This window comes from Kribbella sp. DT2 (assembly GCF_049844575.1).
GTDB lineage: Bacteria > Actinomycetota > Actinomycetes > Propionibacteriales > Kribbellaceae > Kribbella.
The window spans coordinates 298100-324402 of record NZ_JBNCLH010000009.1; the positions used below are offsets into that span (position 1 = coordinate 298100).

At 71.0% G+C, this 26303-nt stretch carries 22 protein-coding genes and 1 riboswitch; of the genes, 15 read left to right on the top strand and 7 right to left on the bottom strand.

The window, feature by feature from the left end; translation table 11 throughout:
- Positions 1–11 precede the first annotated feature (11 nt).
- The 3 genes from ACLQ2O_RS33590 to ACLQ2O_RS33600 are packed head-to-tail and all read right to left on the bottom strand — an operon-like array spanning position 12 to position 2946.
- Entirely contained in the window at positions 12–974 is a 963-nt protein-coding gene (locus ACLQ2O_RS33590; protein WP_425839873.1) for an NlpC/P60 family protein, read from the bottom strand.
- Entirely contained in the window at positions 971–2038 is a 1068-nt protein-coding gene (locus ACLQ2O_RS33595; RefSeq protein ID WP_425839876.1) for a mandelate racemase/muconate lactonizing enzyme family protein, read from the bottom strand. Before ACLQ2O_RS33595 ends, ACLQ2O_RS33590 begins: the two co-directional genes overlap by 4 nt.
- Positions 2038–2946, bottom strand: coding sequence for a serine hydrolase (locus ACLQ2O_RS33600; protein ID WP_425839879.1), 909 nt, complete (start codon positions 2944–2946; stop codon positions 2038–2040). Before ACLQ2O_RS33600 ends, ACLQ2O_RS33595 begins: the two co-directional genes overlap by 1 nt.
- 77 nt (positions 2947–3023) lie before the next feature.
- On the opposite strand from ACLQ2O_RS33600, the gene ACLQ2O_RS33605 reads away from it, so the two are divergent.
- The 4 genes from ACLQ2O_RS33605 to cobN all read left to right on the top strand — a co-directional run bounded on the left by ACLQ2O_RS33605 (position 3024) and on the right by cobN (position 9616).
- Positions 3024–4091 (top strand): cobalamin biosynthesis protein, encoded by a 1068-nt coding sequence (locus ACLQ2O_RS33605; RefSeq protein WP_425839882.1) that lies wholly within the window; start codon positions 3024–3026, stop codon positions 4089–4091.
- The gene (locus ACLQ2O_RS33610; RefSeq protein WP_425839885.1) at positions 4088–4768 is read left to right on the top strand and encodes a phosphoglycerate mutase family protein; all 681 of its coding nucleotides are present in this window, start codon (positions 4088–4090) and stop codon (positions 4766–4768) included. The genes ACLQ2O_RS33605 and ACLQ2O_RS33610 overlap by 4 nt, the downstream gene beginning before the upstream one ends.
- A complete protein-coding gene (locus ACLQ2O_RS33615; RefSeq protein ID WP_425839888.1) occupies positions 4759–5721 on the top strand; it encodes a DUF3500 domain-containing protein in 963 nt (320 codons plus the stop codon). The genes ACLQ2O_RS33610 and ACLQ2O_RS33615 overlap by 10 nt, the downstream gene beginning before the upstream one ends.
- Positions 5722–5742: 21 nt before the next feature.
- Positions 5743–5859, top strand: a riboswitch (cobalamin riboswitch).
- Between the two features lie 34 nt (positions 5860–5893).
- Positions 5894–9616, top strand: coding sequence for a cobaltochelatase subunit CobN (gene cobN, locus ACLQ2O_RS33620; protein WP_425839891.1), 3723 nt, complete (start codon positions 5894–5896; stop codon positions 9614–9616).
- Positions 9617–9679: 63 nt separating this feature from the next.
- Here the strand turns inward: cobN and ACLQ2O_RS33625 are convergent, their stop codons facing one another.
- Positions 9680–9874: a hypothetical protein gene (locus ACLQ2O_RS33625; RefSeq protein ID WP_425839894.1), complete on the bottom strand. Its 195-nt coding sequence runs from the start codon at positions 9872–9874 to the stop codon at positions 9680–9682.
- Between the two features lie 167 nt (positions 9875–10041).
- Here ACLQ2O_RS33625 and surE point away from each other — a divergent pair, with 167 nt between their 5' ends.
- Positions 10042–10791, top strand: a complete 750-nt coding sequence (surE, locus tag ACLQ2O_RS33630) for a 5'/3'-nucleotidase SurE (RefSeq protein WP_425839897.1) — start codon at positions 10042–10044, stop codon at positions 10789–10791.
- Here the strand turns inward: surE and ACLQ2O_RS33635 are convergent.
- Entirely contained in the window at positions 10788–11165 is a 378-nt protein-coding gene (locus ACLQ2O_RS33635; RefSeq protein WP_425839900.1) for a CPCC family cysteine-rich protein, read from the bottom strand. The genes surE and ACLQ2O_RS33635 overlap by 4 nt on opposite strands.
- A 256-nt stretch (positions 11166–11421) precedes the next feature.
- Here ACLQ2O_RS33635 and ACLQ2O_RS33640 point away from each other — a divergent pair, with 256 nt between their 5' ends.
- The 8 genes from ACLQ2O_RS33640 (at position 11422) to ACLQ2O_RS33675 (ending at position 21420) form a co-directional block, all read left to right on the top strand.
- A complete protein-coding gene (locus ACLQ2O_RS33640) occupies positions 11422–13851 on the top strand; it encodes a VWA domain-containing protein (RefSeq protein ID WP_425839903.1) in 2430 nt (809 codons plus the stop codon).
- On the top strand, positions 13851–14465 hold the full coding sequence (cobO, locus tag ACLQ2O_RS33645) for a cob(I)yrinic acid a,c-diamide adenosyltransferase (RefSeq protein ID WP_425839906.1): 615 nt from the start codon (positions 13851–13853) through the stop codon (positions 14463–14465). Before ACLQ2O_RS33640 ends, cobO begins: the two co-directional genes overlap by 1 nt.
- On the top strand, positions 14462–15814 hold the full coding sequence (locus tag ACLQ2O_RS33650) for a cobyrinate a,c-diamide synthase (protein ID WP_425839909.1): 1353 nt from the start codon (positions 14462–14464) through the stop codon (positions 15812–15814). The genes cobO and ACLQ2O_RS33650 overlap by 4 nt, the downstream gene beginning before the upstream one ends.
- Positions 15811–17232 carry a 5,6-dimethylbenzimidazole synthase gene (gene bluB, locus ACLQ2O_RS33655; protein ID WP_425839913.1) on the top strand — a complete coding sequence of 474 codons (1422 nt, stop codon included), beginning with the start codon at positions 15811–15813 and terminating at the stop codon, positions 17230–17232. Before ACLQ2O_RS33650 ends, bluB begins: the two co-directional genes overlap by 4 nt.
- Positions 17229–17843: a hypothetical protein gene (locus ACLQ2O_RS33660; protein WP_425839916.1), complete on the top strand. Its 615-nt coding sequence runs from the start codon at positions 17229–17231 to the stop codon at positions 17841–17843. Before bluB ends, ACLQ2O_RS33660 begins: the two co-directional genes overlap by 4 nt.
- 107 nt (positions 17844–17950) lie before the next feature.
- A complete protein-coding gene (locus tag ACLQ2O_RS33665) occupies positions 17951–19054 on the top strand; it encodes a LolA family protein (protein WP_425839919.1) in 1104 nt (367 codons plus the stop codon).
- 197 nt (positions 19055–19251) lie between these two features.
- Positions 19252–20274, top strand: coding sequence for an ABC transporter ATP-binding protein (locus ACLQ2O_RS33670; RefSeq protein ID WP_425839922.1), 1023 nt, complete (start codon positions 19252–19254; stop codon positions 20272–20274).
- Positions 20275–20493: 219 nt separating this feature from the next.
- A complete protein-coding gene (locus tag ACLQ2O_RS33675; RefSeq protein ID WP_425839925.1) occupies positions 20494–21420 on the top strand; it encodes an ABC transporter permease in 927 nt (308 codons plus the stop codon).
- A gap of 1810 nt (positions 21421–23230) precedes the next feature.
- On the opposite strand, the gene ACLQ2O_RS33680 is transcribed toward ACLQ2O_RS33675, so the two are convergent.
- Entirely contained in the window at positions 23231–23560 is a 330-nt protein-coding gene (locus ACLQ2O_RS33680) for a winged helix-turn-helix transcriptional regulator (protein WP_425839928.1), read from the bottom strand.
- 182 nt (positions 23561–23742) lie between these two features.
- On the opposite strand from ACLQ2O_RS33680, the gene ACLQ2O_RS33685 reads away from it, so the two are divergent.
- Together ACLQ2O_RS33685 and ACLQ2O_RS33690 are read left to right on the top strand one after the other, a co-directional pair.
- Positions 23743–24651, top strand: coding sequence for an NAD(P)-dependent oxidoreductase (locus ACLQ2O_RS33685; protein WP_425839931.1), 909 nt, complete (start codon positions 23743–23745; stop codon positions 24649–24651).
- Positions 24652–24668: 17 nt separating this feature from the next.
- Positions 24669–25529: a putative RNA methyltransferase gene (locus ACLQ2O_RS33690; protein ID WP_425839934.1), complete on the top strand. Its 861-nt coding sequence runs from the start codon at positions 24669–24671 to the stop codon at positions 25527–25529.
- Between the two features lie 12 nt (positions 25530–25541).
- Here the strand turns inward: ACLQ2O_RS33690 and ACLQ2O_RS33695 are convergent, their stop codons facing one another.
- A complete protein-coding gene (locus ACLQ2O_RS33695; protein ID WP_425839937.1) occupies positions 25542–26207 on the bottom strand; it encodes an FMN-dependent NADH-azoreductase in 666 nt (221 codons plus the stop codon).
- Positions 26208–26303: the final 96 nt, after the last annotated feature.

The following is a 26303-nucleotide window of genomic DNA, read 5'->3' on the forward strand; positions in this document are numbered from 1 at the left end:
TTCTTCTTGTGTCAGAGGCGGGCTGCTGCGACCAGGGTTTCTCGGCGTTCGGGGAGGAGGGGCTCGTTCTCCAGGAGTTTGCCGGTTTCCGAGGCGTGAAGCATGCCTTGGGGGGAGACGAAACCTACGTGGTGGACCTGTTTGCCAGGGCGGGCGAAGAAGTACAGGTCGCCGGGCTTGGCCTCGTCGATCGGGACCGGGTCCAGGGCGTCGGCCTGGTCGTGGGCGTCGCGGGGGATGCGCTGGCCGAGCACCCGGCTGACCGCGTGGATCAGGCCCGAGCAGTCCAGCCCGTACGCCGACGTGCCGCCCCAGAGGTACTCGAGGCCGAGGAAGAGTGAGCCCAGGCGCAGCCGGTCCTCGGAGGTGGCGGGGGTGTCGACCGTACGGAGCGCGTCGTCGGCCAGCCAGCCCGTCGAGCCGTCGGGCAGCGCGACCCGGGTGAACCCGTCGACGTGCTCGACCGAGGACAGTACCGTCCCGAAAGACAGGTCGATGATCGCGCCGACTCCTGCGGATCCGGCAGCGCCAGGCCCTGCGGATCGGGCTGCGCCAGGCCCGGCGGATCCGGCCGCGCCAAGCTCGGCGGATCCGGCCGCGGCACTCCCCGGCTCGGCGGTCAGCGTCGTGACCGGGACGGTGACGGCCACCGGAGCGGTCGCCGACTCCGGCAGCTCACCCAGGTGGGCCGACGGGACCCAGCCCGGGTAGCCGAGGTCGTCCTGGGACGACGGCTGCCACGGCGCGACGATCTCGGACCAGCCGTCGCGTTCGGAGCGGACGATCACCGGTTCGCCGTACAGGAGTTGGGTCAGCGTTCGGCCGTGCAGGCCCAATCGCGTCTCGGTGTCCATCGACCGGGCCCACGCGGCGACGTCCGGTACGGCGGCGACCGCGGGTGCGTCGATGTCACGGGGTGCTTCGGGGGAGGTCCAGACGGTGCTGACCGGGACCTTGGCGGCAACTACCTTCATGCGATCAAGCCTGTCACGCCGAGCCCAGGAGTCGAGGGCAGGTGGATGGTGGACCCTTCGTAGGTGATCCCGCCGTCGACCGGCGGCTGCTTCAGCCACCAGGCGGCGTCGAGGTCGTTGACGGCCGTCGTCGGGTACGCCGCGACGAGCGCGGCCGCCGCGCCGACGCCGACGTGGCTCTCCATCATCGACCCGACGATCGCGCCGAGCCCGTGCTCGCGCGCCAGCTCCAGCAGCGTCCGCGCCGGCCCGAGGCCGCCGCACTTGGCGAGCTTCACGTTGACGAGGTCGGCCGCGCCGTACCGGATCACGTTCACCAGGTCCCGTACGCCGTACACGCTCTCGTCGGCCAGGATCGGCGTGCTGACCCGGTCGGTGATCCAGGCCATGCCCTCCAGGTCGGCCGCGGCGACCGGCTGCTCGACCAGTTCGATCGCGCAGCCCGCGTCCTCCAGCGCGCGGATGGCGGTGACGGCGGCGCGGCGGTTCCAGCCCTGGTTCGCGTCCAGCCGGATCCGCGGCGCGGGCCCGACGGCCTCGCGCACCCGGCGGACCCGCTCGAAGTCGGCCGCCGCGTCGCCGGTCCCGACCTTCACCTTCAGTACGTCGAACCCGTCGCGCACCCGGTGCTTCGCCGCCTGGACCAGCGCCTCGGCGTCACCGGCCGACAGCGTGACGTCGGTCCGTACGGTCGTCGCCGTCGAGCCCAGGAACCCCTGCAGCGTGCGCCCGGCCCGCCGGGCCGCGAGATCGTGCAGCGCGACGTCGACCGCCGCCTTCGCGCCGAAGTTGGCCTGTGCCGCCCCCTGCAGACGCCGCAACGCCTCGGTCAGGTCGTCCGGCCCGAGCCCGTCGAGCGCCGTCGCGATCGGGCCTTCGACGCAGGCCTGCGCGCCGGCCAGCGAATCGCCGGTCACCTTCCAGACCTGCGGCGCCTCGCCCCAGCCGGTGTGCTCGCCGTCGCTGATCGAGACCAGCAACGACTCGGCGTGGGTCGCGGTCCGCAGCGCGGTCACGAACGGGGTGTGCAGCGGCGCCGACACCAGGTGCGTGGAGATCTCCATCACTTCACCGCCTCGAGGTTGTGCCGATGCTCCCAGGCCTCCGCCGCGATCGCCGCGATCAGCTGCTGCGCGTCGCGATCGGGCAGGTCGGACGTCGTGCAGACGACCAGGACGAACGGGTCCGCGTCGGCCGGGCGGACGACGCCGCCGTCGTGCCGGATCCGCAGGTCCCAGCCGTTCTTGTGCTCGACGCGAGTGCCTGCGGGCACGCCCGCGGGAATCTCGCCGTTCCACTCGTTCGCCGCGAGCAGGTCACGCAGGTACTGCCCGGACGGCGTCGCGTCGTTGCTCACAGCAACCAGTACGCCGGCCAGCCCGGCCGGGCTCATCATGTTGCTGATGCCGGCCTGCTGGGCGGGGGAGTCGTCGATCCCGCGCTTGATCACACTCTCGTCGGCCGGACGTCCACCACTCACCAACCCGCGCGGGACGGGATCCGTGGCTGTTGCTGAGCGTGGGAGCGTCTGGGCGCCGGAGGTTGATGAGTGGTGCAGGTCCGCCTCGGTCAGCACCGCGTTCGCCGCCTCGGCTCCCACCAACTCCAGCACCAGGTCCGTCGCCAGGTTGCTCGACCGCGTGATCATCTCCGTCGCGAGCCAGCTCAGCGGGACCTCCGAGCCGAGCTTCTCCCAGGTCGCCGGCGCCTCGTCCTCCGCGCGGTTCACCCCGAACCGCCCACCGGCCGCCGACGCGAAGTCGTTGTGCACGGTGACCGGCTGGTCCAGCGCGAGCTCGCCCGCGTCGACCTTGCGCAGCATCGCCATCGCGACCGGCAGTTTCATCGTGCTCGCCGAGTAGTGCGTGCGCTCCGCGGCGTGCGTGAAGACCGCGGCGCCGTCCGTCCGGCCGAGCCAGACGCCGAACGCACCCTGCCCCTCCACCCCGCGCAGCAGGTCAGCAATTCCCATGATCGTTACTTTTCCACATCGCGAACAGATCTGAGGTAGCGGGCTTGCGGATGGACCCGCCTGGCAGACTGCCTACCGTGTCCAGAGCACTCGGCCTCCTCCTCGGCTTCGCCGCCGACCGCGTTCTCGGTGACCCGCGCCGGTTCCACCCGGTCGCCGGCTTCGGCCGAGCCGCCGCCCAGCTCGAGAAGGTCACGTACGCCGACTCGAAAGCAGCCGGTACGGCGTACGCGGCCGTCCTGGTCGGATCGGTCACCGCGGCGGGCGTCGCCGCCGAGCGGCTGACCAAGAACCGGCCGATCGCCCAGACCCTGGTGACGGCCGCCGCGACCTGGGCCGTGCTCGGCGGCCGAAGCCTGGAGCGCGAGGCCGCGGTCATGTCCGGCCTGCTCGAGGCGAAGAACCTCCCGGCAGCGCGCGAACGCCTGAGCCACCTGTGCAGCCGCGACGCGACCGACCTGGACGCGGACGAGCTCGCCCGCGCGACCGTCGAGTCGATCGCGGAGAACACGAGCGACGCGACCGTCGCACCGCTCGTCTGGGGCGGCCTGCTCGGCGTACCGGGTCTGGTCGGTTACCGCGCTGCGAACACCCTCGACGCGATGGTCGGCTACCGCTCGGCCCGCTACCTCAACTTCGGCTGGGCCTCGGCGCGCTTCGACGACCTGGTCAACCTGCTGCCCGCGCGGGTCTGCGCGGCGCTGACCGGGCTGACGTCCGGCCGCCCACGCGAGACCTGGCGGATCTGGCAGCGCGACGCCGGCCGCCACCCGAGCCCGAACGCGGGCCCGGTCGAGGCGTCGTTCGCCGGCGCGCTCGACCTGCGGCTCGGCGGCACCAACACGTACGGCGAGGAGATCGAGGACCGCGGCACGCTCGGCGACGGGCTCCGGCCCGGCGTCACGGACGTTCGGCGGACCGCCGCGCTCGCGAGACGAGTTTCCTACGCCGCTGTGGCCGCCGCCGCAACCACCGCACTCCTGACCGCCCACCGCCGGCGACGGCCATTTGGTGGGTCAACCCACGAGGTGGATCGTTGGCCCACCAGAATCCGGTGGGCCAACGGTGCATTTGATGGGTTAACCCATCAAATGCGGACTGGGATGGGCGGCGGGGCACGGCGTACCGGACGGGGAGCACGATGAATCTGAGCCAGCGCCCGCTGCGGATCGCGTTGATCCGGCACGGCGAGTCGGTCGCGAACCTGGACAAGTCGATCTACGAGACCGTGCCCGACCACTCCGTGCCGCTGACGCCGCACGGGCACGAGCAGGCGGCCGAGGCGGGCAAGTACCTGCGCACGCTGTTCGAGGGCGAGCCGGTCCGCGTCTACGTTTCGCCGTACCTGCGCGCCCTGCAGACGCTCGACGCGCTGGGCATGGACGACCTGATCGGCCTGGCGCGCGAGGAACCGCGACTGCGCGAGCAGGACTGGGCGAACTTCCAGGACACCGAGGACATCGAGCGGCAGGAGGCACTGCGCGACTCGTACGGGCACTTCTTCTACCGGTTCACCCACGGCGAGTCGGGCTCGGACGTGTACGACCGGGTGTCCAGCTTCCTGGAGACGATGCACCGCGACTTCGAGCAGCCGGACGCGCCGCGCAACGTGCTGCTGGTGTCGCACGGGCTGACGATGCGGCTGTTCTGCATGCGGTGGTTCCACTGGTCGGTGAAGTTCTTCGAGACGCTGCGCAACCCGGGCAACGCCGAGGCGCGCGTGCTGCTGCGGCAGCCGAACTTCCGGTACAAGCTGGATCGGCCGTTCGAGCAATGGACGCACTACGAACCGAAGGATGGGGAGCGTTCGGCATGGTTGTAGAGCAGACCCGCAAGACCGCGCTGGAGTTGCTGGACGCGCTGACGCCGGAGCAGCGGGCGAAGGCCACGGCGCCGTTCGACACGCCTGACCATCGCGAGTGGACCTATCTGCCGGGCGACCGGCCAGGGGTGCAGCTGACTGAGCTGACTGCTGAGCAGGAGCAGCACGTGCACCGCCTGCTCGAGCTGGCCTGCAGTGAGCGCGGTGCAGCTGACGCACTGGGGCCGATGGCCGCCGAGATCGTCCTGCGTGACCTGCCGGACGTCGGAGCGACCGGTGGCTGGCAGGGCACGGTCGTGGGGGAGCGCTACTTCCTGCGCATCCTCGGTGACCCGTCCGGCAGGGACCCGTGGGCCTGGCGCCTCAACGGCCACCACCTGGCGCTGCACGTGACAGTGGTCGGTGACCAGGTCTCCTTCGTCCCCAACTTCATCGGCTCCAACCCGGCCGAGGTCCGCCAGGGCCCGTACGCCGGCCGCCGGTTCCTGGCCGCCGAGCAGGACCTGGGCTTCCAGCTGCTCCACGCCCTCGACTCCGGTCAGCGCGAGGTAGCTGTCTTCTCTACCGAGGCTCCGGATGACATCCTCACCCGCCGCGACCCGGTGGCCGACAGTTCGCTGCTGCACCGAGGCATCGCGTACGGCGACCTGCAGGACTCCCAGCGGGACCTGTTCACCCGTCTGCTCGACCAGTACGTCGGCCGAGCCTCCCAGCCGATCGCCGAGCAGGCCTGGGCCAACCTGCGCGACCAGGGCCTCGACCAGCTCACCTTCGCCTGGGCCGGAGCGCTCCAGCCGGGCGCTGGTCACTACTACTCGATCACCGGCCCGACCTTCCTGGCCGAGTACGACAACACCCAGTCCGACGCCAACCACATCCACTCCGTCTGGCGAGACGTCGACAACGACTGGGGCCAGGACCTGCTCGCAGCGCACTACGCCGCTCACCGCTGAGGGCGCAGGCCGGTCGGCTAGAGTCTCGGTGTCATCGACGGTCGTGAGCAGGAACCCGGTGTGAGTCCGGGGCGGTCCCGCCACTGTGACCACGTTCGCGTGGGAGCCAGGAACTGCTGCCGTCGAACTGCCCACCCGGGGCGTGGACACCCCGAGGAAGGACCGGACGCGCATGCCCGCGAACCTGTTGCTGCTCTCCACCGCCGACACCGACCTGCTGGCCGCCTCGCAGGCCCAGACCGGCTGGAAGGTCGCCAACCCGGCCCGTGTCGACGTCGCCGACCTGTCCGCCCTGCTGGACGGGGTGGAGATCGTCGTGGTGCGTCTGCTCGGCGGCCGTCGTGCCTGGGAGGAGGGGCTCGACGCCGTCGTCGCCTCCGGCCTGCCGGTGGTGGTGCTCAGCGGTGAGGCCGCACCGGACGCCGAGCTGATGTCGCTGTCGACCGTCCCGGCCGGCGCGGTGACCGAGGCACTGGCGTACCTGCGCGAGGGCGGCTCGGAAAACCTGGGCAACCTGGCCGGCTTCCTCCGTGACACGCTCCTGCTCACCGGCGACGCGTTCGACCCGCCGCACAGCCTCCCGGCGTACGGCGTACGAGCTGGTCGTTCCACTGAGCTGGACGGCCGCCCGGTGGTCGGCATCGTCTACTACCGCGCGCACGAGATCTCCGGCAACACCGCCTTCGTCGACGCGCTCGCTGACGCCGTGGACGCGGCCGGTGCGCAGCCGCTGCCTGTCTACTGCGGCACGCTGCGCGGTCTGGACCCGTCCAGCCCCGACAACGCCCAGCTGTTCGACCTGCTCCGCAGCTGCGACGTGCTGGTCACCACACTGCTTGCAGCCGGCGGGACGGTCGCGGCCAACGCGAGTGCAGGTGGAGACGACTCCTGGGACGCGGGTGCCCTCGCGTCGCTCGACATCCCGCTGATCCAGGGTCTCGCACTCACCTCGACCCGCGAGCAGTGGCTGGAGAGCGACGCCGCGATCAGCCCGCTGGACGCCGCGACCCAGGTCGCAATCCCGGAGTTCGACGGCCGGATCATCACGATCCCCTTCTCCTTCAAGGCGTACGACGCCGAGGGCGTCGCGAGCTACCAGCCCGATCTGGAGCGCTGCACGCGGCTGGCCGGGATCGCCGTCGCGCACGCCCGGCTGCGGCACCTCCCGGCGGCCGAGAAGAAGCTCGCGCTGGTGCTGTCGTCGTACCCGACCAAGCACGCCCGGATCGGCAACGCGGTCGGCCTGGACACCCCGGCGTCCGCGGTCGTCCTGCTCGGGCAGCTCAAGGACGCCGGCTACGACCTGGGCCCGGACCTCGACCTGGACGAGCTGCAGGGCGCCGAGGGCGCCGACGGCCTGATCCACCGGCTGATCGCGGCCGGCGGCCACGACGTCGACTGGCTGACCGACGAGCAGCTGACCGGTGCGGTCGCGAAGATCTCGCTGTCGACGTACCAGCAGTGGTTCGGCCGGGTGCCGGAGACGCTGCAGGCCGCGATGACCGAGGCGTGGGGCGAGGCGCCCGGCTCCCTGTACGTCGACACGACAGGTGCCGAGCCGGCGATCGCACTGGCCGCTCTGCGCTTCGGCAACGTCGTACTGATGATCCAGCCGCCCCGCGGGTTCGGTGAGAACCCGGTGGCGATCTACCACGACCCGGACATGGCTCCGTCGCACCACTACCTGGCGGCGTACCGCTGGCTGGAGGCGCCGGTCTCCGAGGGCGGCTTCGGAGCGCACGCCGTCGTGCACCTGGGCAAGCACGGGACGCTGGAGTGGCTGCCGGGCAAGGGGATCGGCATGGCCGCGGACTGCGCGCCGGACGCCGTACTGGGCAACCTGCCGCTGGTGTACCCGTTCATCGTCAACGACCCGGGTGAGGGCACGCAGGCCAAGCGGCGTGGGCACGCCGTCGTCGTGGACCACCTGGTGCCGCCGATGGCGCGTGCGGAGACGTACGGCGACATGGCCAAGCTGGAGTACCTGCTGGACGAGTACGCCACGGTCTCGGCGCTGGACCCGGAGAAGGTGCCGACGCTGCGCGCCCAGATCTGGACGCTGATCCAGGCCGCGCAGCTGCACCACGACCTGCACACCAGCGAGAAGCCGGAGGACGAGGAGTTCGACGAGTTCGTCCTCCACCTCGACGGCTACCTGTGCGAGATCAAGGACGTACAGATCCGCGACGGGCTGCACATCCTGGGTGGCGGGCCGGTCGGTGAGGCACGGGTCAACCTGGTGCTCGGGATCCTGCGGGCCGCGCAAATGTGGGGTGGTACGTCCGGCGCCGTACCGGGTCTGCGTGCGGCGCTCGGTGCGACGTACGACGTGGACGAGGCCGCACTGCTCGCCGACCCGGGGCGTGCGATGCCTGCTGAGCTGGCTGCGCTGTCGGAGCTGACTGACCTGCCTGCTGTGAGCGCGGCCGACGGTGTGGACCTGCTGGAGGCTGTGGCGCGCAAGCTCGTGCTGGGGCTGGAAACACTCAGCTGGGACGCCGCGAAGGTGCCGGTGGTCGTCGGTGAGGTGCTGGGTCGCCAGTCGGCTGGTGTGGAGGCTTCGCTGCGGTTTGCCTGCGAGGAGGTCGTGCCGCGGCTCGGGCGGACCGGTGACGAGCTGACGAACGTACTGCGGGCGCTCGACGGGCGCTTCGTCGAGGCCGGGCCGTCGGGCTCGCCGACGCGCGGTCTGGTCAACGTGCTGCCGACCGGGCGGAACTTCTACGCCGTCGACCCGAAGGCGATCCCGAGCCGGAACGCGTGGGACGTCGGTGTCGCGCTGGCCGACTCGCTGCTCGCCCGGCACAAGGCCGAGACCGGGGAGTGGCCGCGGTCGGTCGGACTGACCGTCTGGGGTACGTCGGCGATGCGGACCCAGGGCGACGACCTGGCCGAGGTGCTGTGGCTACTCGGCTGCCGCCCGGTCTGGGACGAGGCTTCGAGGCGGGTCTCCGGTTTTGAGGTCGTGCCGGTTGCCGAGCTCGGGCGGCCGCGGGTGGACGTGACGATCCGGATCTCCGGGTTCTTCCGGGACGCGTTCCCGCACGTGGTCGCATGGCTGGACGAGGCGGTCCGGACCGTTGCCGCGCTGGATGAAGATGCCGCCGACAACTACCTGCGGGCGCACGTACTGGATGATGTTGCTGCGGGCAACGACATGCGGTCGTCGACGGCGCGCGTCTTCGGCTCCAAGCCCGGCTCGTACGGCGCCGGCCTGCTCCCGCTGGTCGACGCGCGCAACTGGCGCACCGACGCGGAGCTGGCCGAGGTGTACGCGGTGTGGGGCGGTTACGCGTACGGCAAGGGCCTCGACGGCGCCGAGGCGCGGCCGTCGATGGAGCGCGCCTACGCGCGGATCCAGGTCGCGGCCAAGAACGCCGACACCCGCGAGCACGACATCATGGACTCCGACGACTACTTCCAGTACCACGGCGGCATGGTCGCGATGGTCCGCCACCTGACCGGGTCGAACCCGAAGGCCTACATCGGCGACTCCGCCGTACCGGCGCAGGTGAAGACGCGCACGCTCGAAGAGGAGACGAAGCGGATCTTCCGCGCCCGCGTCGTCAACCCGCGCTGGATGGCCGCGATGCAACGCCATGGCTACAAGGGCGCCTTCGAGATGGCCGCGACGGTCGACTACCTCTTCGGGTACGACGCCACCGCCGGCGTCGTCGACGACTGGATGTACGAGACGCTGACCGCCGAGTACGTCGCCAACCCCGAGGTCGCCGAGTTCTTCCGCAAGTCCAACCCGTGGGCCCGGCACGGCATCGCCGAACGGCTGCTGGAAGCCGCCCAGCGCGGCCTGTGGTCCGAGCCGACGGAGGAGGCGCTCGAGACACTGCGCACCGCCGTACTGGAAACCGAAGGAGACATCGAGGACCGCGGCTGAGGCGCGCCCGCTCGGGTTCACGCCGGCCACTCGCTCGGGTTCACGCCGGCCACTCGCTCGGGTTCACGCCGGCCACTCGGTCGGGTTGGCGCTGGCCCCGGTCGGGTTGGCGCTGGCCCCGTTCGGGTTGGCGCTGGCCCCGTTCGGGTTGGCGCCGGCCCCGTTCGGGTTGGCGCCGGCCCCGTTCGGGTTCACGCCGGCCCCGTTCGGGTTCACGCCGGCCCCGTTCGGGTTCACGCCGGCCCCGCTCGGGTTCACGCCGGCCCCGCTCGGGCTTACGCCGACCTGCCGATCGGGCTTACGCCGACCACCCGATCGGGCTAGGCCAGGACCCACAACTTCTTTCCGGCCGCAGCGGTCTCGACCATCTGCGGCCTCATCGGCCGCATGGGCACCTCCGGTCGGGGCTGTGATTGGGTAGGGGCATGCGAGTCCTGATCACCAACGACGACGGTTACCGAGCGCTGGGAATCAGGGCGCTGGGAAAGGCGATTGCCGCCGCCGGGCACGAGGTGCTGGCGGTGGCCCCGCTGGATGACCAGAGCGGCGTCGGGTCGGCGCGGGCGGGGATGGTCGACCGCCCGATCCGCACCGACGAGGAAACTGTTGACGGCGTGACGTACATCGGCGTCGACGGGACGCCGGCGCTGGCGGTGACGCTCGCGCTGGTGGGTGCGTTCGGGCCGGTGCCGGATGTCGTGGCGTCGGGGATCAACCACGGGCACAACATCGGCGTACCGATCCTGCACTCGGGGACTGTTGCGGCCGCGCTGACCGCAGCCGGGCAGGGCCTGTCGGCGATCGCGATCAGCACCGACTCCGAGGACCCGAAGCATCTCGACACGGCCGGGACGATCGCCGTACGGGCGCTCGACTGGCTGGCGTCCGAGCCCGTCGGCACGGTCGTCACGGTGAACGTCCCCGATCGCCCGCTGGACGAGCTCGAGGGTGTACGCCGGGCGCGGCTGGCGCCGATCGAGCGCTCCCGGATCGCGGGCGCGAAGGCGCCGACCGGTGAGCCGATGATCGTGCTCGAGGCCCCCGCGGCGGGTGCGGCCGAGGACACCGACGAGTACCTGCTCGCGGCCGGGTACGTGACGGTCACGCCGATCGTCGGCATCCGCGAGGTCGACTCGTCGGCGGCCGCGGACTACTTGTCGGCGCAGCTCGGTTAGGTGCGGTCGGCCTTCCAGTACGTGGCGCGCCACCAGTACAGGATCGTGCCGTCGGCGATCCAGCCCGGCGTACTGTCAGCAGGCTCCTCGAAGACGTCCTGCCCGAGGTCGATCGGTCGCCAGCCGCGTTCCAGTGGCTCGTCGTCCTGCGGAGGGCGGACGTACTTGCGCGCGTGCTCGTCGCAAGCGCCGTACGCCAGGTAGTTGCGCTGCGCCTCGACGAGCGGCACCCGGTTGGCGCCGAGCACGGTGTCCGGCGTCCGGAGCTGCACCTGGTCGTCCTCCCAGAAGCACACCGGACAGATCTGGTAGCTGCCCACGGTCTCGTCCATCGTCAGGTGCCCGCAGCAGACGCACGGATAGCGTTCCTTCACCGCTCCAGTATCCCGTGAGGTTTCTCTCCGGGCGGCAACCGCCCGGCGGGGATGTGGAATGATCGCCGCGACGGCAGGAGAGGAACACCGGTGACGGCCAGCAGGCCGGAGTCCGAGGCGGTCCCGCCACTGTGACCGGACGTGATCCGGAAGCCAGGACATCTCGCGCCGTCCGCCAGGGAGCGCTCTCCGCGTTCTCCGGTGACCGATGCCAGCGCGGGCGTGGACACCCGCAGGACGAAGGGACCCACCGCCGATGCGGCCTGCTCCGACCGGTTTTCCGTTCACCGCCGTGGTGGGGATGGACGACCTCCAGCTCGCCCTGATCCTGGCCGCGGTCTCCCCGGCGATCGGCGGCGTGCTGATCCGCGGCGAGAAGGGCACCGCCAAGTCCACCGCGGTCCGCGCGCTCACCGAGATCCTGCCCGCCGTCGAGGTCGTCCCCGGGTGCCGGTTCTCGTGCGACCCGGGTGATCCGGATCCGACCTGCCCCGATGGCCCGCACGCGGGCGCGGGGGCCACCCGGCCTGGCGCTGCCGCCGAGTTCCCCACCGGGGGCGCGGATCGGGCGAACGCCGCCGCTGTCTCCAACGGGGACAAGGGCCGGGCGAGCGCCGCCGCTGTCCCCAGCGGGGACAAGGATCGGGCGAGTGCCGCCGCTGTCCCCGGCGGGGACAAGGATCGGGCGAGCGCCGCTGCTGTCCCCGGCGGGGACAAGGATCGGGCGAGCGCCGCCGCTCATCTCCCGGCGGGGTCCGCCGCGGCGACCCCGGGTGCGCCCCTCGGCCACCTTCCCGGATCCACCTCGGGATCCGCGCCGGCCTCCGTGTCCCGCCCGGCTCGCCTCGTCGAGCTGCCGGTCGGCGCGACCGAGGACCGGGTGCTCGGCTCCCTGCACCTCGAGCGCGCGCTCTCCGAGGGTGTCACGGCGTACGAGCCTGGTCTGCTCGCGGCCGCGCATCGCGGGCTCCTGTACGTCGACGAGGTCAACCTCCTGCACGACCACCTGGTCGACGTCCTGCTGGATGCCGCCGCGATGGGCCGCGCGACCGTCGAACGCGACGGCGTCTCGGTGACCCACCCGGCGCGCTTCGTCCTGGTCGGCACGATGAACCCGGAGGAAGGCGAGCTCCGCCCCCAGCTGCTCGACCGTTTCGGACTGACCGTCGACGTCGTCGCCAGCCGCGACCCCGCCGTACGGGTGGAGGTCATGCGCGCGCGACTGACCTACGAGGCCGACCCCGCCGGATTCGTCAGCCGGTACGACGGACCGCAGCGCGAGCTCGCCGAGCGCATCGTCAAGGCGCAGAGCCTGCTCCGGGACGTGATCCTCACCGACTCCGCGCTGCGGCAGATCGCGGAGATCTGCGCCGCGTTCGACGTCGACGGGATGCGCGCCGACCTGGTGACCGCCCGTACGGCGGTCGCCCACGCGGCCTGGTCGGGGCGGACCGTCGTCGAGGTCGAGGACGTGCGCGCGGCGGCGAAGCTCGCGCTCCCGCACCGGACGCGGCGCAACCCGTTCGACGCGCCGGGGCTGGACGAGGACCGGCTGGACCAGGTGATCAACGACAGCACGCCGCCGCGGGACCCGGACGACGATCCCGACGGGGGACCGGACGGCGGTTCCGACGGACCGGACAACGGATCTGACAACGGCCCGGACAACGGTCCCGACGGTGGATCCGACCGCGGTCCGGACTCCCGGTCGTCGGCCGACGACTCGTCCGGCCCGGACGATTCCTCGGCCCCGGACGACCCGGCCCAGCGCCCCGACGGCGCCGACCGCGCCGAGGACCAGGCCCCCGGCAAGCCCAGCGAGAACACGGAGAGCGCTCTCTCCGGCGCAGCTCCGACGGGCGACGTGGCCGCCAGTTCCACGCCGTACAAGGCTCGTCTGCTCAGCGTCCAGTCGGCTGGTACCGGCGTCGCCGGGCGCCGGTCGCGCGCGATCACCGACGTCGGCCGCGTGGTCGGCGACCGCGCCCGGATCGGCCGCGAGTCCGGCCGCCCGCACCTGCTCGCGACCCTCCGCGCCGCCGCTCCGCACCAGCACGCGCGCGGCCGCTCGGGCCCAGGCCTCGCCGTCCGCGCGACCGACGTACGGCTCGGTGTGCGTGAAGGCCGCGAGGGCAACCTGGTGATGTTCTGCGTCGACGCCTCCGGCTCGATGGGCACCAAGCGCCGGATGACCGAGGTCAAGACCGCGATCGTCTCGCTGCTGCTCGACGCGTACCAGCGCCGCGACAAGGTCGGCCTGGTCACGTTCGCGCGCGCCGAGGCGACCGTCGCGCTCCCGCCGACCGGCAGCGTCGAGACAGCGGTACGTCGGCTCGAGTCGCTCCCGACCGGTGGCCGTACGCCGCTCGCCGAGGGCCTGCTCCAGACCGCCGAGGTGCTCCGGATCGCGGCGATCCGCGATCCGCGCCGCCGCCCGCTGCTGGTGCTCGTCACCGACGGCCGCGCGACCCACGGAGAGAGCGCTTTCGCCCGCGCTCAGCAGGCCGCCGGCTGGATCGCGCACCAGGGCATCCCGGCCGTGGTCGTCGACTGCGAACCGCGCCGCGGCGTCCGCCTCGGTCTGGCCGCGGAGCTGGCGACCACGCTGCGCGCCGAGTACCTCGACCTGGGGGAAGTTGCCGCAGGCAACCTCGTCCGCGCCGTCACCGACCGGAGGGCAGCCTGATGCCGCAGGGACAGCCGAGCGTCGTACCGAAGGACGGACTGACCACCCGGCAGCGCCGGAACCGGCCGCTGCTGATGGTGCACACCGGTGAGATGAAGGGCAAGTCGACCGCGGCGTTCGGGATGGCGCTGCGCGGCTGGAACCAGGGCTGGAACCTCGGCGTCTTCCAGTTCGTCAAGAGCGCGAAGTGGAAGGTCGGCGAGGAGAGCGCGTTCCGCGCGCTCGGGAAGTTGCACGAGGCAACGGGTGAGGGCGGCCCGGTGGAGTGGCACAAGATGGGCGAGGGCTGGAGCTGGTCGCGCAAGTCCGGCACCGACGAGGACCACGCCGCCGACGCGCTCGAGGGCTGGCGCGAGATCCAGCGCCGGATCGCGGCCGAGACGCACGACCTCTACGTGCTCGACGAGTTCACGTACCCGATGAAGTGGGGCTGGATCGACGTCGACGAGGTGGTCGACACGCTCGTCAACCGCCCCGGTCACCAGTACGTCGTGATCACCGGCCGCAACGCCGACCAGCGGCTGCTCGACGCCGCCGACCTGGTCACCGAGATGACCAAGGTGAAGCACCCGATGGACGCGGGCCAGAAGGGCCAGAAGGGAATCGAGTGGTGATCCCACGGATCGTCGTCGCCGCGCCCGCGTCGGGTGCCGGCAAGACGACGGTCGCCGTCGGTCTGATGGCGGCGCTGCGCCGGGCCGGGCACACGGTCGCCGGATTCAAGGTCGGCCCGGACTACATCGACCCCGGTTTCCATGCCGTCGCGACCGGCCGCCCGGGCCGCAACCTGGACGCGATGCTGTCGGGCGAGGAGCGGGTCGCGCCATTGTTCGCGCACGGCGCGGCCGGTGCTGACATCGCCGTCGTCGAAGGCGTGATGGGCCTGTACGACGGCGCGCTCGGCACCGAGGGGTTCTCCTCCACCGCCCACGTCGCGAAGTTGCTGCAGGCACCGGTCGTGCTGGTCGTCGACGCGTCCGCGGCCGGCCGGAGCGTCGGTGCGGTGGTGCAGGGATTCGTTGCCTACGACACCGGTGTGCGGATCGTCGGCGTGATCCTGAACAAGGTCGGCACGGACCGGCACGAGGCCGAAGCGCGGGCCGGCGTCGCGCCGACCGGCGTACCGGTGCTGGGGGTGCTGCGGCGGGACACGCGGCTGACGGTGCCGAGCCGGCACCTGGGGCTGGTGCCTGCTGACGAGCAGCGGTCGCAGGCGGTGGCCGCTGTGGATGCTGCGGCTGAGCTGGTCCGGGCTGGTGTGGATCTGGAGGCGTTCGTTGCTGCGGCCTTGGCTGCTGCCCCGCTGGAGACTGTGGCGTGGGACCCGGCCGCGGAGGTGACCCCGGCGGCGGAGGGACGACCAGTAGTTGCTGTGGCCGGGGGACCGGTGTTCTCCTTCCGCTACACCGAGACCGCTGAGCTGCTGACCGCCGCCGGTGCCGACGTGGCGACCTTCGACCCGTTGCACGACTCGCTGCCGGACGGGACTGCCGCGCTGTACCTGGGCGGCGGCTTCCCGGAGATGCACGCCGAGGCACTGTCGAGCAACGAAGCCTTGCGTACCCAGGTGGCGTCGGCTGTCGCCGGTGGACTGCCGGTGATCGCCGAGTGCGCCGGACTGCTCTACCTGTGCCGCGAGCTGGACGGCCACGCCATGACCGGCGTACTGCCTGCCACCGCTCGCATGACCGGCAAGCTGACGCTGGGCTACCGGACGGCGATCGCTGCCAGTACGACGGCCTTCTTCGACGAGGGACGACGCGTCCGGGGCCATGAGTTCCACCGGACCGCGGTGACGCTCGACGCCGACGCTGATCCGGCCTGGTACCTGCCCGACGGCGTCGAGGGGGTCACCCGGCCGTCGGTGCACGCGTCGTACCTGCACCTGCACTGGACGGCGACCCCGGACGTCCCCGCTCGGCTCGTCGCGGCCGCACGGGTCCACGTGGGGTTGGAGAAGTGACGCTGGTCCTGGGCATCGGACTGCGCGCCGGTACGTCGTACCGGGAACTGCGGGATCTCGTGGAGCGTGCGCTGACCGGTGTGGTGGGCGTGGTCGGGACGGTCGTGACTGTTGAGGGCCGGGAGGACGAGCCGGGCCTGCAGCGGCTCGTGGCCTCGCTGGGGGCGCAGCTGCTCGTCGCGTCTTCTGTAGACCTGGCCCGGCAGGAGGTGCCTTCCCCCAGCGAACAGGTGGGAGTGCTGGCCGGTACGGCGAGTGTGGCGGAGGCTGCGGTCGTGCTGACCGGTGCGGAGCTCGTCGTACCGAAGCTGAAGTCGGCGGGGGCGACTGTGGCGGTCGGCCTGCTGGACGCTGCTCCGGGCTACTCGCGTGCTGATCGCTCGGTGGTGCATCGGGTCATCGCGGAGCGTCGCGACGTACGCCGTGGGTTCCTGGACAAGCCGGTCGACGACGAGCTGCTGACCAGAGTGCTGGAGGCGGCTCACCGAGCGCCGAGTGTCGGGCTGAGTCAGCCATGGGACTTCCTGCTGATTCGGGACGTCGCGACCCGGCGGAAGGTCCATGACCTGGCTGCGGCCCAGCGAGACGCCTTTGCCGCGTCGCTGCCGGCGGACCGGCGGGCCGCGTTCGACGGGCTGAAGATCGAGGCGATCCTGGACACCCCGCTGAACATCGCCGTCACCTGTGACCCGGCACGCGGCGGACGCCACGTCCTGGGCCGGCATGCCGACCCGCGGACCGTCTGGTTCTCGGCTGCGATCGCTGTGCAGAACCTGTGGCTGGCTGCGCGGGCTGAGGGGCTGGGCGTCGGTTGGGTGTCGTTCTTCGACCCGGCTGAGGTCGGGGCGGTGCTGGGGCTGCCTGCTCATGTGGAGCTGCTGGGGTACCTGTGCGTCGGGCATGTGGAGGAGTTCGCTGCCGCGCCTGAGCTGATGCGGTCCGGGTGGGCTGCGCGGCGGCCGCTGGCTTGGGCGGTGCACCAGGAGCAATGGGGACACCGTGGGCTGCCGGGCTCGGAGGCGAGTACTACGGCCGCGCTTCAGGATGCTGCTGCTTCGTCTACTCGGATCGGTGGCGGCTCGCAGGTCGTGCAGGTGCTGGTGGTGGACGGTGGGGATGCTGCTGAGCACCTGGGTGCGGCGGACGTTCTCGTCGTACAGGTGGGAGCTGAGAAGCCTGCTGCGGACTTCGGCGTGCTGTGGCGGCCGGCGCGGACTGCTGACGAGGCGGTCGAGCTCGGTGTCGAGGTGGCGCGCGACCTGGTGCTGCAGGGCGTGGGGGAGCTCCTGCTGTCTTGTGTCGGTGGGTCGGACGTAGCCGAAAGGCTTACCCAGGGCATCCGATGGGGTGGACTTGCCTGTGGAGCGCTCGTCAAACGTGTGGATGAGCCCGCGGCGGTGACAGACTCACCCGCATGACGGTCCCACCGAACGGCTCAGCGCCGATGCACGTATCCGCCTTCTCGATGAAGCAGCGGATCACGATGATGGCGAACAAGTACGAACTGATCGCGACCAACCCCGACGGCACCGACGGGCCGTTGCTCGCCTTCGCGCAGCAGAAGCGGATGGCGTTCAAGGAAGAGGTCACCTTCTACACCGACGACCGCAAGGCGCAGGCGGTGTTCTCGTTCAAGGCGCGCAAGCGGCTCGACCTGGGGTCCGGGTACGACGTGTTCGACCCCTCCGGGCAGGCGATCGGGTGGTTCAAGAAGGAGTTCGGCAAGAGCCTGCTGCGGTCGAGCTGGCAGCTCACCGGGCCGGGGTTCGAGTCCGACGGCACCGAGCGGAACGCGAAGGTCGCGATCATCCGGCGGGTCTGGGAGTTCGTCCCGTTCGTCGGCGAGATCCCGCTGCCGTTCATCTTTCACTTCGACTTCACCGACCGCAGCAGCGGGCAGCCGCTGCTGTCGGTCGAGCGCAAGGTCTCGGTCCGCGACCGGTACCGGGTCACCGTGCACGACTCGCGGGTCGATTTCCGGGTCGCCGCGGCGATGACGGTCGCGCTGGACGCGCTGCAGAGCCGCTGATCTTTCGTGGTGGGTTCTCCGGTCGTGTACCGGGGGACTCACTCTTTTGGGTGAACTGACCCTGAGAGCCCTTGGTTCCTGCCGGTGCCGGTGCGAGTCTTGAAGACATGGCAGCAACGAGGCGCAGTCGACGGTGGTTGGTTCCGGTCACGGCAGTCGCGGTGGTCGCGGGCGTGGGTGCGCTCGGGCCCGTGGTCGCGGACGCGTCTCCAGACCTGCCCGGGATCACCGCGCAGGACCTGCTCGCCAAGGTGCAGACCGCCAAGGTCGACGGCCTGAGCGGCACGGTCCGCTCGGCGACCGACCTCGGCCTGCCCGCGCTGCCCGGCGTCGACGGCGCGAACCAGCTGCCCGACCTGCTCACCGGTGAGCACACCGCGCGCGTTGCTTTCGCCGGCCCGGACAAGGCCCGGGTGTCGGTGCTGGACGACATGGCCGAGCGGGTGCTGACCTCCGACGGCAAGACCGCCTGGGCCTACGACTCCGCCAAGCGCGAAGCCGTGAAGTTCACCCTGCCGGCCCGGCCGGCGGCTCCCGAGGTCGCGCCGGAGAAGCAGGCGTACGACCCGCAGGAGGTGGCGAAGAAGTTCCTCGCCGCGATCGACCCGAGCACGGCGGTCGACGTCACCGGCACGGAGTCGGTCGCCGGCCGCGACGCCTACAAGCTGCGCCTGGTCCCGAAGACCGACAAGACCACCGTCGGCTCGGTCACCCTGGCGGTCGACGCGAAGACCTGGGTCCCGCTGCAGGTGACCGTCCTGCCGCGCACCGGCAAGGACCCGGCCGTCCAGGTCGGCTTCGAGTCGGTCTCGTTCGACGTACCGGCCGCGAGCACCTTCGCGTTCACCCCGCCGAAGGGCGTCAAGGTGACCGAGAAGACCGCCCCGGCGATCACGCCCAAGAAGCACGACACCCCGAAGGCGCTGCCGAAGGCCGACCCGAAGAAGAAGCCCGCGGCGTCCGACCGCCCGACGGTCGTCGGTGAGGGCTGGGAGTCCGTCGCCGTCCTCCGCGGCGTCAAGCTGCCCGCCGGCAACGGCCCGCTGAACCAGCTGCTGGCCAACGCCCGCACGGTCCAGGGCCCGTGGGGCTCCGGCAAGATCCTCACCAGCAAGATGGTCAGTGCCCTGGTCACCGACGACGGCCGGGTCCTGGTCGGCTTCGTCACCGCCGACACCCTGGCCGCAGCCGCTCCGCTGGCGCCTCGCTGACCACCATGCCCAGCACTCCCGACTCCCTGGACGGTCGCCCGTCAACCGACGCAGACCCGTCCACCTTCGCCGAGGCAACGTCCGCTCCAGCCGCTGCGGCGAAGGATCCTGAAGCAGAGCCGACTTCGGACGACCCCGCAAGACCTGCCGATCGATCCGGTTCGCGCCTTGACGAGTCGGCTCCTGAGACCAAACCGGTGACAGGTTCTGGACCTGAGGTCGCGGCGGCCGAGGCTGCTTGGGTTCCGGTCGGGGGCGGTGAGGCGCCGATTGTTACCCGGGGGCTGACCAAGCGTTTTCGTGGTGGGCAGGTGGCGGTCGCGGGGATCGATCTGGAGGTTCCCGCGGGCAGCATCTTCGGATTCCTGGGGCCCAACGGCTCCGGCAAGACAACGACGATCCGGATGCTGCTCGGGCTGATCGCGCCGACCTCGGGCACGGTGGAGTTGCTCGGGCAGCCGATGCCCAAGGCTCAGCTGGCTGTGTTGCCTCGCGTCGGAACGTTGGTCGAAGGCCCTGCGTTCTACCCCTTCTGGACCGGCCAGGCCAACCTGCTGCGCTTCGATGCGGCCGACCGTACGGCAGACCCCCGGACCCGCAAGCAACGGGCCGGCGAGGCACTGGAACGCGTCGGACTCTCGAACGCGGCCAAGAAGAAGGTCCGGGCGTACTCCCTCGGCATGCGCCAACGCCTCGCGATCGCGGTCGCACTGATGCAGCGCCGGGAGCTGCTCGTCCTCGACGAACCGACCAACGGCCTCGACCCGCAGGGAACCCGCGAGGTGCGTTCCCTGATCCGCGAACTGGCAGCCGACGGTACGACGATCTTCACGTCGACCCACCTGCTCGCCGAGGTCGAGCAACTGTGCACCCACGCGGCCGTGATGAGCCGCGGCCACCTGCTGCGACAGTCCACGATGGCCGAACTACGCTCCGAGCTCCGCCCACGCCTGGTGGTCCGAACGCCGGACCTCGACCAGGCCGAGCAGACCCTCACCGCGCTCGGCGTCAGCGACCTTCGCCGGCCCACCGAACACCCAGCCGACCAACGCGACGGCGTACCGGCTGTTGAAGGAGACCCAGGCGACCTCCCCATCGACAAGCTCGCCGCGGCGTTGGTAGCAGCCGACGTACGCCTGCACGGCTTCGGCCTGGAACGCCCCAGCCTCGAGGAGTCCTTCGTGGCCCTGACCGGGGAGGGCTTCGATGTCGCCGAATGAGGTAGAGGCTGCCGGTCCAGGATCTGTCGGCGACTCGAGGCTGGAGGGAGCGGCGCAACGCGGCGCTAACGGCCAGCCAAGGCAGCCAATGATGACTGGAGCTCAGCGTCGGCTCGGTCAGGTGATGCCGGCTGGAGTTCAGCGTCCGGTCGGTCAGGTGATGCCGGCTGGAGCCGAGCGTCCGGTCGGTCAGATCTCGCAGATCGGCGGATGCCGCGCATGAGTCAGACTTCGGAGACCGGAGTTGGGCGTCCGCGAGTTGAGGCGCCGCAGGGCGGGGCCGGGCATCCGCTGAGCCACGCGCCTCGGGCCGGCGCTGGGCGGCCGGGGGCCGGGCGGCATATGTTGGCGTTGTTCGGGGCCGAGCTGCATCTGGTGTTCGGGCGGGCTCGGACGTGGGTGCTGCTCGCCGTGCTCGGCGTCGTACCGATGCTGGTAGGCGTGGCGATCCGGGTGTCGGGGTCGTCGGGTGACGCCGAGGGCTTCATCGGGCAGGTGGCCGGGAACGGTTTCTTCCTGATCGTGGCGAGTCTGGCGTTGTCGCTGCCGTTCTTCCTGCCAACTGCGGTGACCGTGATCTCGGGTGAGTCGCTGGCAGGTGAGTCGAGCCTCGGCACGCTGCGAAGCCTGCTGACCGCGCCGGCCGGACGATCACGCCTGCTCGCGGCGAAGATGGTCGCGCTCGCGGTGTTCTGCCTCGCCGCGACGCTGACGGTCTGGCTCGGTGGATTGATCGCCGGCTTCGTCCTGTTCCCGGTCGGCGACGTAGTCCTGCTCTCGGGATCAACCGTCTCACTCGCCGACGGCCTGCTACGCGCCCTCGGCATCGCGGTCCTGATCGCAGCATCCCTGCTCGGCCTCGCAGGTATCGGCCTGTTCGTGAGCTCGCTGACCTCAACCCCACTCGCGGCCATGGCAGCGACGTTCGGCGCGTTCATCGTCTTCGGCATCCTCGGCGCGATCCCCCAGATCGACGAGATCCACCCCTGGCTGCTGATGTACGGCTGGACATCCTTCGCCGACCTCCTCCGCGACCCGCCGTACTGGGACGCCATAGTCCGCAACCTCCTCATGCAAGCGGCGTACCTAGCCGTCTTCTACGCCGCCGCCTGGGCCCGCCTAACCAGCCGCGACATCAACGGCTGACCCCGCCCGCCCGACCACACCGGCGCCTCCGCCCGACCGCTTGTGCGGGCGACGGCATCCACCCCGAGTCCAACGACTGCATCCACCAGGCACGACGACCGCAGCTGCCGGGCCCGGTGACGGGTTTTCACCCCGGGTCCGGTGACGGCATTCGCCCACGTATGGGCGCATCCGCCCGGTACGACGGCCGTAGCTGGCCGGCATGGCGATGGCATCCGCCCGGGATCCGGCGATGGCGTCCGCCCGGATCCGGCGATGGCGTCCGCCCGGATCCGGCGATGGCGTCCGCCCGGATCCGGCGATGGCGTCCGCCCGAGGCCGGCGACGGGTCTACCCGGGTACGACGGTCGCGTCCGCCCGGTTCGGCGATCGGCAGCCGCCGGGGTACGACGACCGCGTCCGGCGCGGGTCCGGCGCCGGTATCCGCCCGTCCGACAACCGCAGCTTGCCCGGGTCCGACGTTGGCGTTCGCCCGGGGTCCGGCGAGGGCGTCCGCCTCGGGGCCGACGACTGCATCAGCCAGGTACGACGACCGCAGCTGCTCGGGTCAGGCGACGGTACCCACCCGGTACAACGGTCCCGGCCGTCCATCAGCCCGGTTCGACGGACGGCATCCGGCGGGTCGGCGGTGGCATCCGACCGTCCGGCGACCGCAGCTTGCGCGGGTCCGACGCTGGCGTCCGCCCGGAGCCCGGCGACGGCATCCACCTGGTACGACTACCCCGTCCGTCCGTGCTCCCGGTTCGGCGGACGGCAGCCGCGGGGTCTAGCGGCGGCATTCGCCCGGTGCGGCGGCTTCAGCTATCCGGGGCCGGCCAAGGCATCCGCCGGGTTCGACGATGGCATCCGCCCCGAGGCCGGCGATGGCACGGCGACTGCAGCGTGCTGCGGCCGCCTATGACATTGGCCCGCCGGCGACGGCGTCCTCCGGTACGACGACGCATCCGCCCGATCCGGCGACCGCGTCCGCCGGTACGACGCCCGGATTCGCCCGACCGGCGACGGCGTCCGCCAAGTGCGACGGCCGCATCCGTCCGCTCCGACGATGGCATCCGCTGGGTGTGTCGACTGCGCCGTCGGTCCGGCGATGGCATCCGCCCGAGGGCGGCGACGGTATCCGCAGCGTACGACGGCCGCGTCCGGCGTGTTCGGCGGACGGCAGCCGCCGGGTCTGGCGACGGCGTACGGTCCGGTCCGGCGACTGCATTCGACCGTACGACGACCGCAGCTTGCCCGGGTCGGGCGCTGGCATTCGCGCCTACGGCGGTGTCCGCCCCGGTCCGCCGATGGCGTCCGTCCGTACGACGCCGACATCCGTCCGGTCCGGTGACGGTGTTCGCCCGGCAGGTCGGCGCATCCTCTCCGGGGTCGGCGCATCCTCCCCGGCGGGCGGAGTGGGGCCGGGACCTGGGCGGCCGGGGTCGGCGATGGCATCTGCCGGGATCGGCGACTGCAGTGGTCGGTCCGATGACCGCAGTTGTCTGGGAGCTGACAGCAGCAGGGCAGGAACTGGTGAACCGGTTGCGCTCAGATCACGTCCGGCGGTCGCATTCGTTCGGTCCGACTTCGCGGCGGCCGGGGGTAGGCAGGGGTTTGTTGATCGGCCGGGGCGCGGTGGTTGTTCCGGGAGCGACTTGGGCTGGTTCCGGCAGACAGGGCCAGGGTGGGTCATTGGATCTGTCAGGCGGCCGGCTGTCGGTGTTTCCGCTCGACGTCAGCTCGCAAGTGACGTCGACGAAATGCTTGCCCTTCGGCAGAGGTGACGTACGGCGGTGCGCTCGTCGGGCTGACGTGACGCGCCGGCGGGCGACTACGGGATGGCCTCGATGCGTTCCAGGTGTTCTTCGCCCCATTCGCCGAGCGGGGCGAGGGCCTTGTTGAGGGATTCGCCGAACGTGGTCAGCGAGTACTCCACCTTGGGTGGGACCTGCTGGTAGACCTCGCGGTGCACCAGGCCGCTGGTCTCCATCTCCCGGAGTTGGAGGATCAGCATCCTCTCGCTGATGCCGGGCACCGACCTTCTCAGCTCGCCGAAGCGCAGCGGCCCGTCGCCGAGTGAGAACAGGATCAGTCCCTTCCACTTCCCGCCCATGACGGCGATGGCGGCGTCGAACCCGCAGGTGTAGGACCGCTTGGCCATCTGCATTCTCCTACTGACAAAAGTGTGGGTACGGACAAAAAATTCGGTACTTGCTGAATTGTGCGTGCGAATCGAGGATGGAGCAACGGGCCGCGCCGGATGCGCGCTGATCCCGATCTCGTCGAGTGGAGCAGCCAACTCAAGGGCCCGCTCGGCCATCCGACTGCTGACTGGAGCAACGCATGACCATGGACAACCCCACCCCCGTGGCCGTCATTGGGCTGGGATCGATGGGCCGGGCGCTGGCCGAAGCGTTGCTCGCCGCCGGGCACCCGACGACGGTGTGGAACCGCACACCGGCCAAGGCTGAACCGCTGGTGGACAAGGGAGCCGTCCACGCCGAGACGGTCAGGGCCGCGGTCGAGTCGAGCCCGTTGATCATCACGTGCCTGACCACCTTCGACGACACCCGCTCAGCGCTGGAGCCGGCCGCGGCCGTACTGGCGGGACGCGCGCTGGTCACGTTGAACAGCGGTTCTCCCGCCGGTGCCCGCGCGATGGCTGACTGGGCGACCGGCCACGACGCCCGGTTCCTGGCCGGAGCGGTCAAGAACGTGCCTTCGGCCGTGGGACTGGCGGACACGCTGTTGTACTACGGCGGCGACAGGTCGGTCTTCGACGAGTACGAGACCACGTTGAAGGTGCTGGGCGGCGACACCGTCCACCTCGGGGCCGAGCCCGACCTCGCCGCCCTGTACGAGATGGCGGTGGGCGCCATGTTGCTGCCGGCACTGGTCGGGTTCTTCCAGGGCGCCGCGGTGGTCCAGTCTCGTGGACTGGAGGTGAGCAGCATGGTGCGGTACGCCGGGAAGTGGCTGGACATGATCAAGTCCGTGCTGCCGGTCTATGCCCAGGAGATCGACCGCGGCGACTACACCGATGCCGCCTCTTCGGTGAACCTCTTCCTCGCGGGCGCGGCCCACGACGAGGACCTGGCCGAGGAGGCGAACGTCGACACGGCGTGGCTCGCTCCTCTGCAGGAACTGGTGCAGCGGGCGGCAGAGGCGGGCCACGGCGACCACAGCATCTCGGCCCTGACCGAAGTCCTCCGCAAACCGGTACGGATGGCGGAGTTCGAACCGACGAGTTGACGGGGGAGAATGAGCCCGTGCGTGCTGACTTGGTGTCTGTCCTGCGTTGCCCGGTATGTGCAGACGGGCTGGAGCTGCGGGACCGTACGGCGCGGTGCGGGCAGGGGCATGCGTACGACCTGGCCAAGCAGGGGTATCTCAATTTGTTGCCGTCGGCATCAACTGGGATCGACGGGGACAGCGCGGAGATGGTTGACGCGCGGGCGGACTTCCTGAGCAGGGGCTGGTACGCGCCGATTCGCGAGGCGTTGGTGGAGAGCCTGCCGCAGGTGGAGCGGCCGTTGGTGGTCGAGGTGGGCGCCGGTACGGCGTACTACCTCGCGGGTGTGGTCGACGCCGGCTGGCGGGGGATTGCGGTCGACGTTTCGCGGTACGCGGCTCGGCGGGCGGCGAAGGTTGATGCGGGGATCGGGTCCCTGGTCGCGGATGCCTGGCGGGAGTTGCCGGTGCGCTCCGGGGTGGCCGACGTGGTGCTGGATGTGTTCGCGCCGCGGAACGCGGCGGAGATGGCTCGGGTGCTCGCGCCGGGTGGGACTTTGCTGGTGGTGACGCCGAACCAGCGGCATCTGGGGGAACTGATCGACGTACTGGGGATGGTCAGCGTCGACGGGGACAAGGAGCGGCGGCTGGTCGAGTCGCTGGCGGGGTTCGAGCGGGTCGAGCGGCGGGTGGTGGAGACGGCGATGCGGCTCGATCACGAGGCGATCGAGCAGTTGGTGGGGATGACGCCCAGCGCACGGCATGTGGACCGGCAGGCGCGGGCGGAGCGGATCGGCGTACTGGCTGATCCGATGGAGGTGACCTTGTCGGTCACCGTGTCGTCCTGGCGGACCGTCCGACCGCCCCGGGTGCCGGCTCGAGCTCGGCACTCGGGATGAGGACGGCGAAGGTCAGGCAGCGGTCGTGGTGAGGGTGCGGGCGACCTCGGTGGCGTGCTCGCCGGCGGTGGTGTGGGCGTCCTGCTCGGAGACCTTGGACAGGTCGATGAGCTCCTCCATGCCGGGGGTGACCGGGGCGAGGGTGAGCTCGGCGGCCGCGGTGCGGATCTGCATGTTGAAGACCTCGCCGAAGATGCGGTTCAGGTACGGCGTCGCGTGGTCCCAGCCTTCCTTCGGGGTGCCGGGGCCGTAGCCGCCGCCGCGGGCCAGGGTGAAGATGATCGGCCGGCCGGCGACCGCCGTACCGGCCAGCAGGTCCTGGTCGGTGAGCAGCAGGTCCATGTAGGTCTTCACGTTCGCGGCGATGCCGTAGTTGTAGAGCGGTACGGCGATCAGTACCGCGTCGGCGGCCTTGAACTCGGCGATCACGTCGGTGGCGAGCGCCTTCGCCTCGGACGGGTCCACGAAGTCGGCGCCGGCCGGGGCCTGCCAGCCGAACTTCTCGGTGATCAGCGCGGGCCAGACACCGGCCGGGATCGGGTGCACGCCAAGGTCACGGCGTACGACGACGCCGTCGGGGTGCTCGGACTTCCAGGCCGCCTCGGCGCTGTCGGCGAGCGCTCGGCTGACGGAGCCGTCGAGCCGGAGGCTGGCGTCGATGCGAAGCAGGGTGGTCATGTCGTTCCTTCCGGAGGGGGACAGCTCAAAGGTGAGCTGTCACGAAGATAGTCTGTTAAGCAGAACATATTCAAGTCAGATCGTATTCCAGGTGGC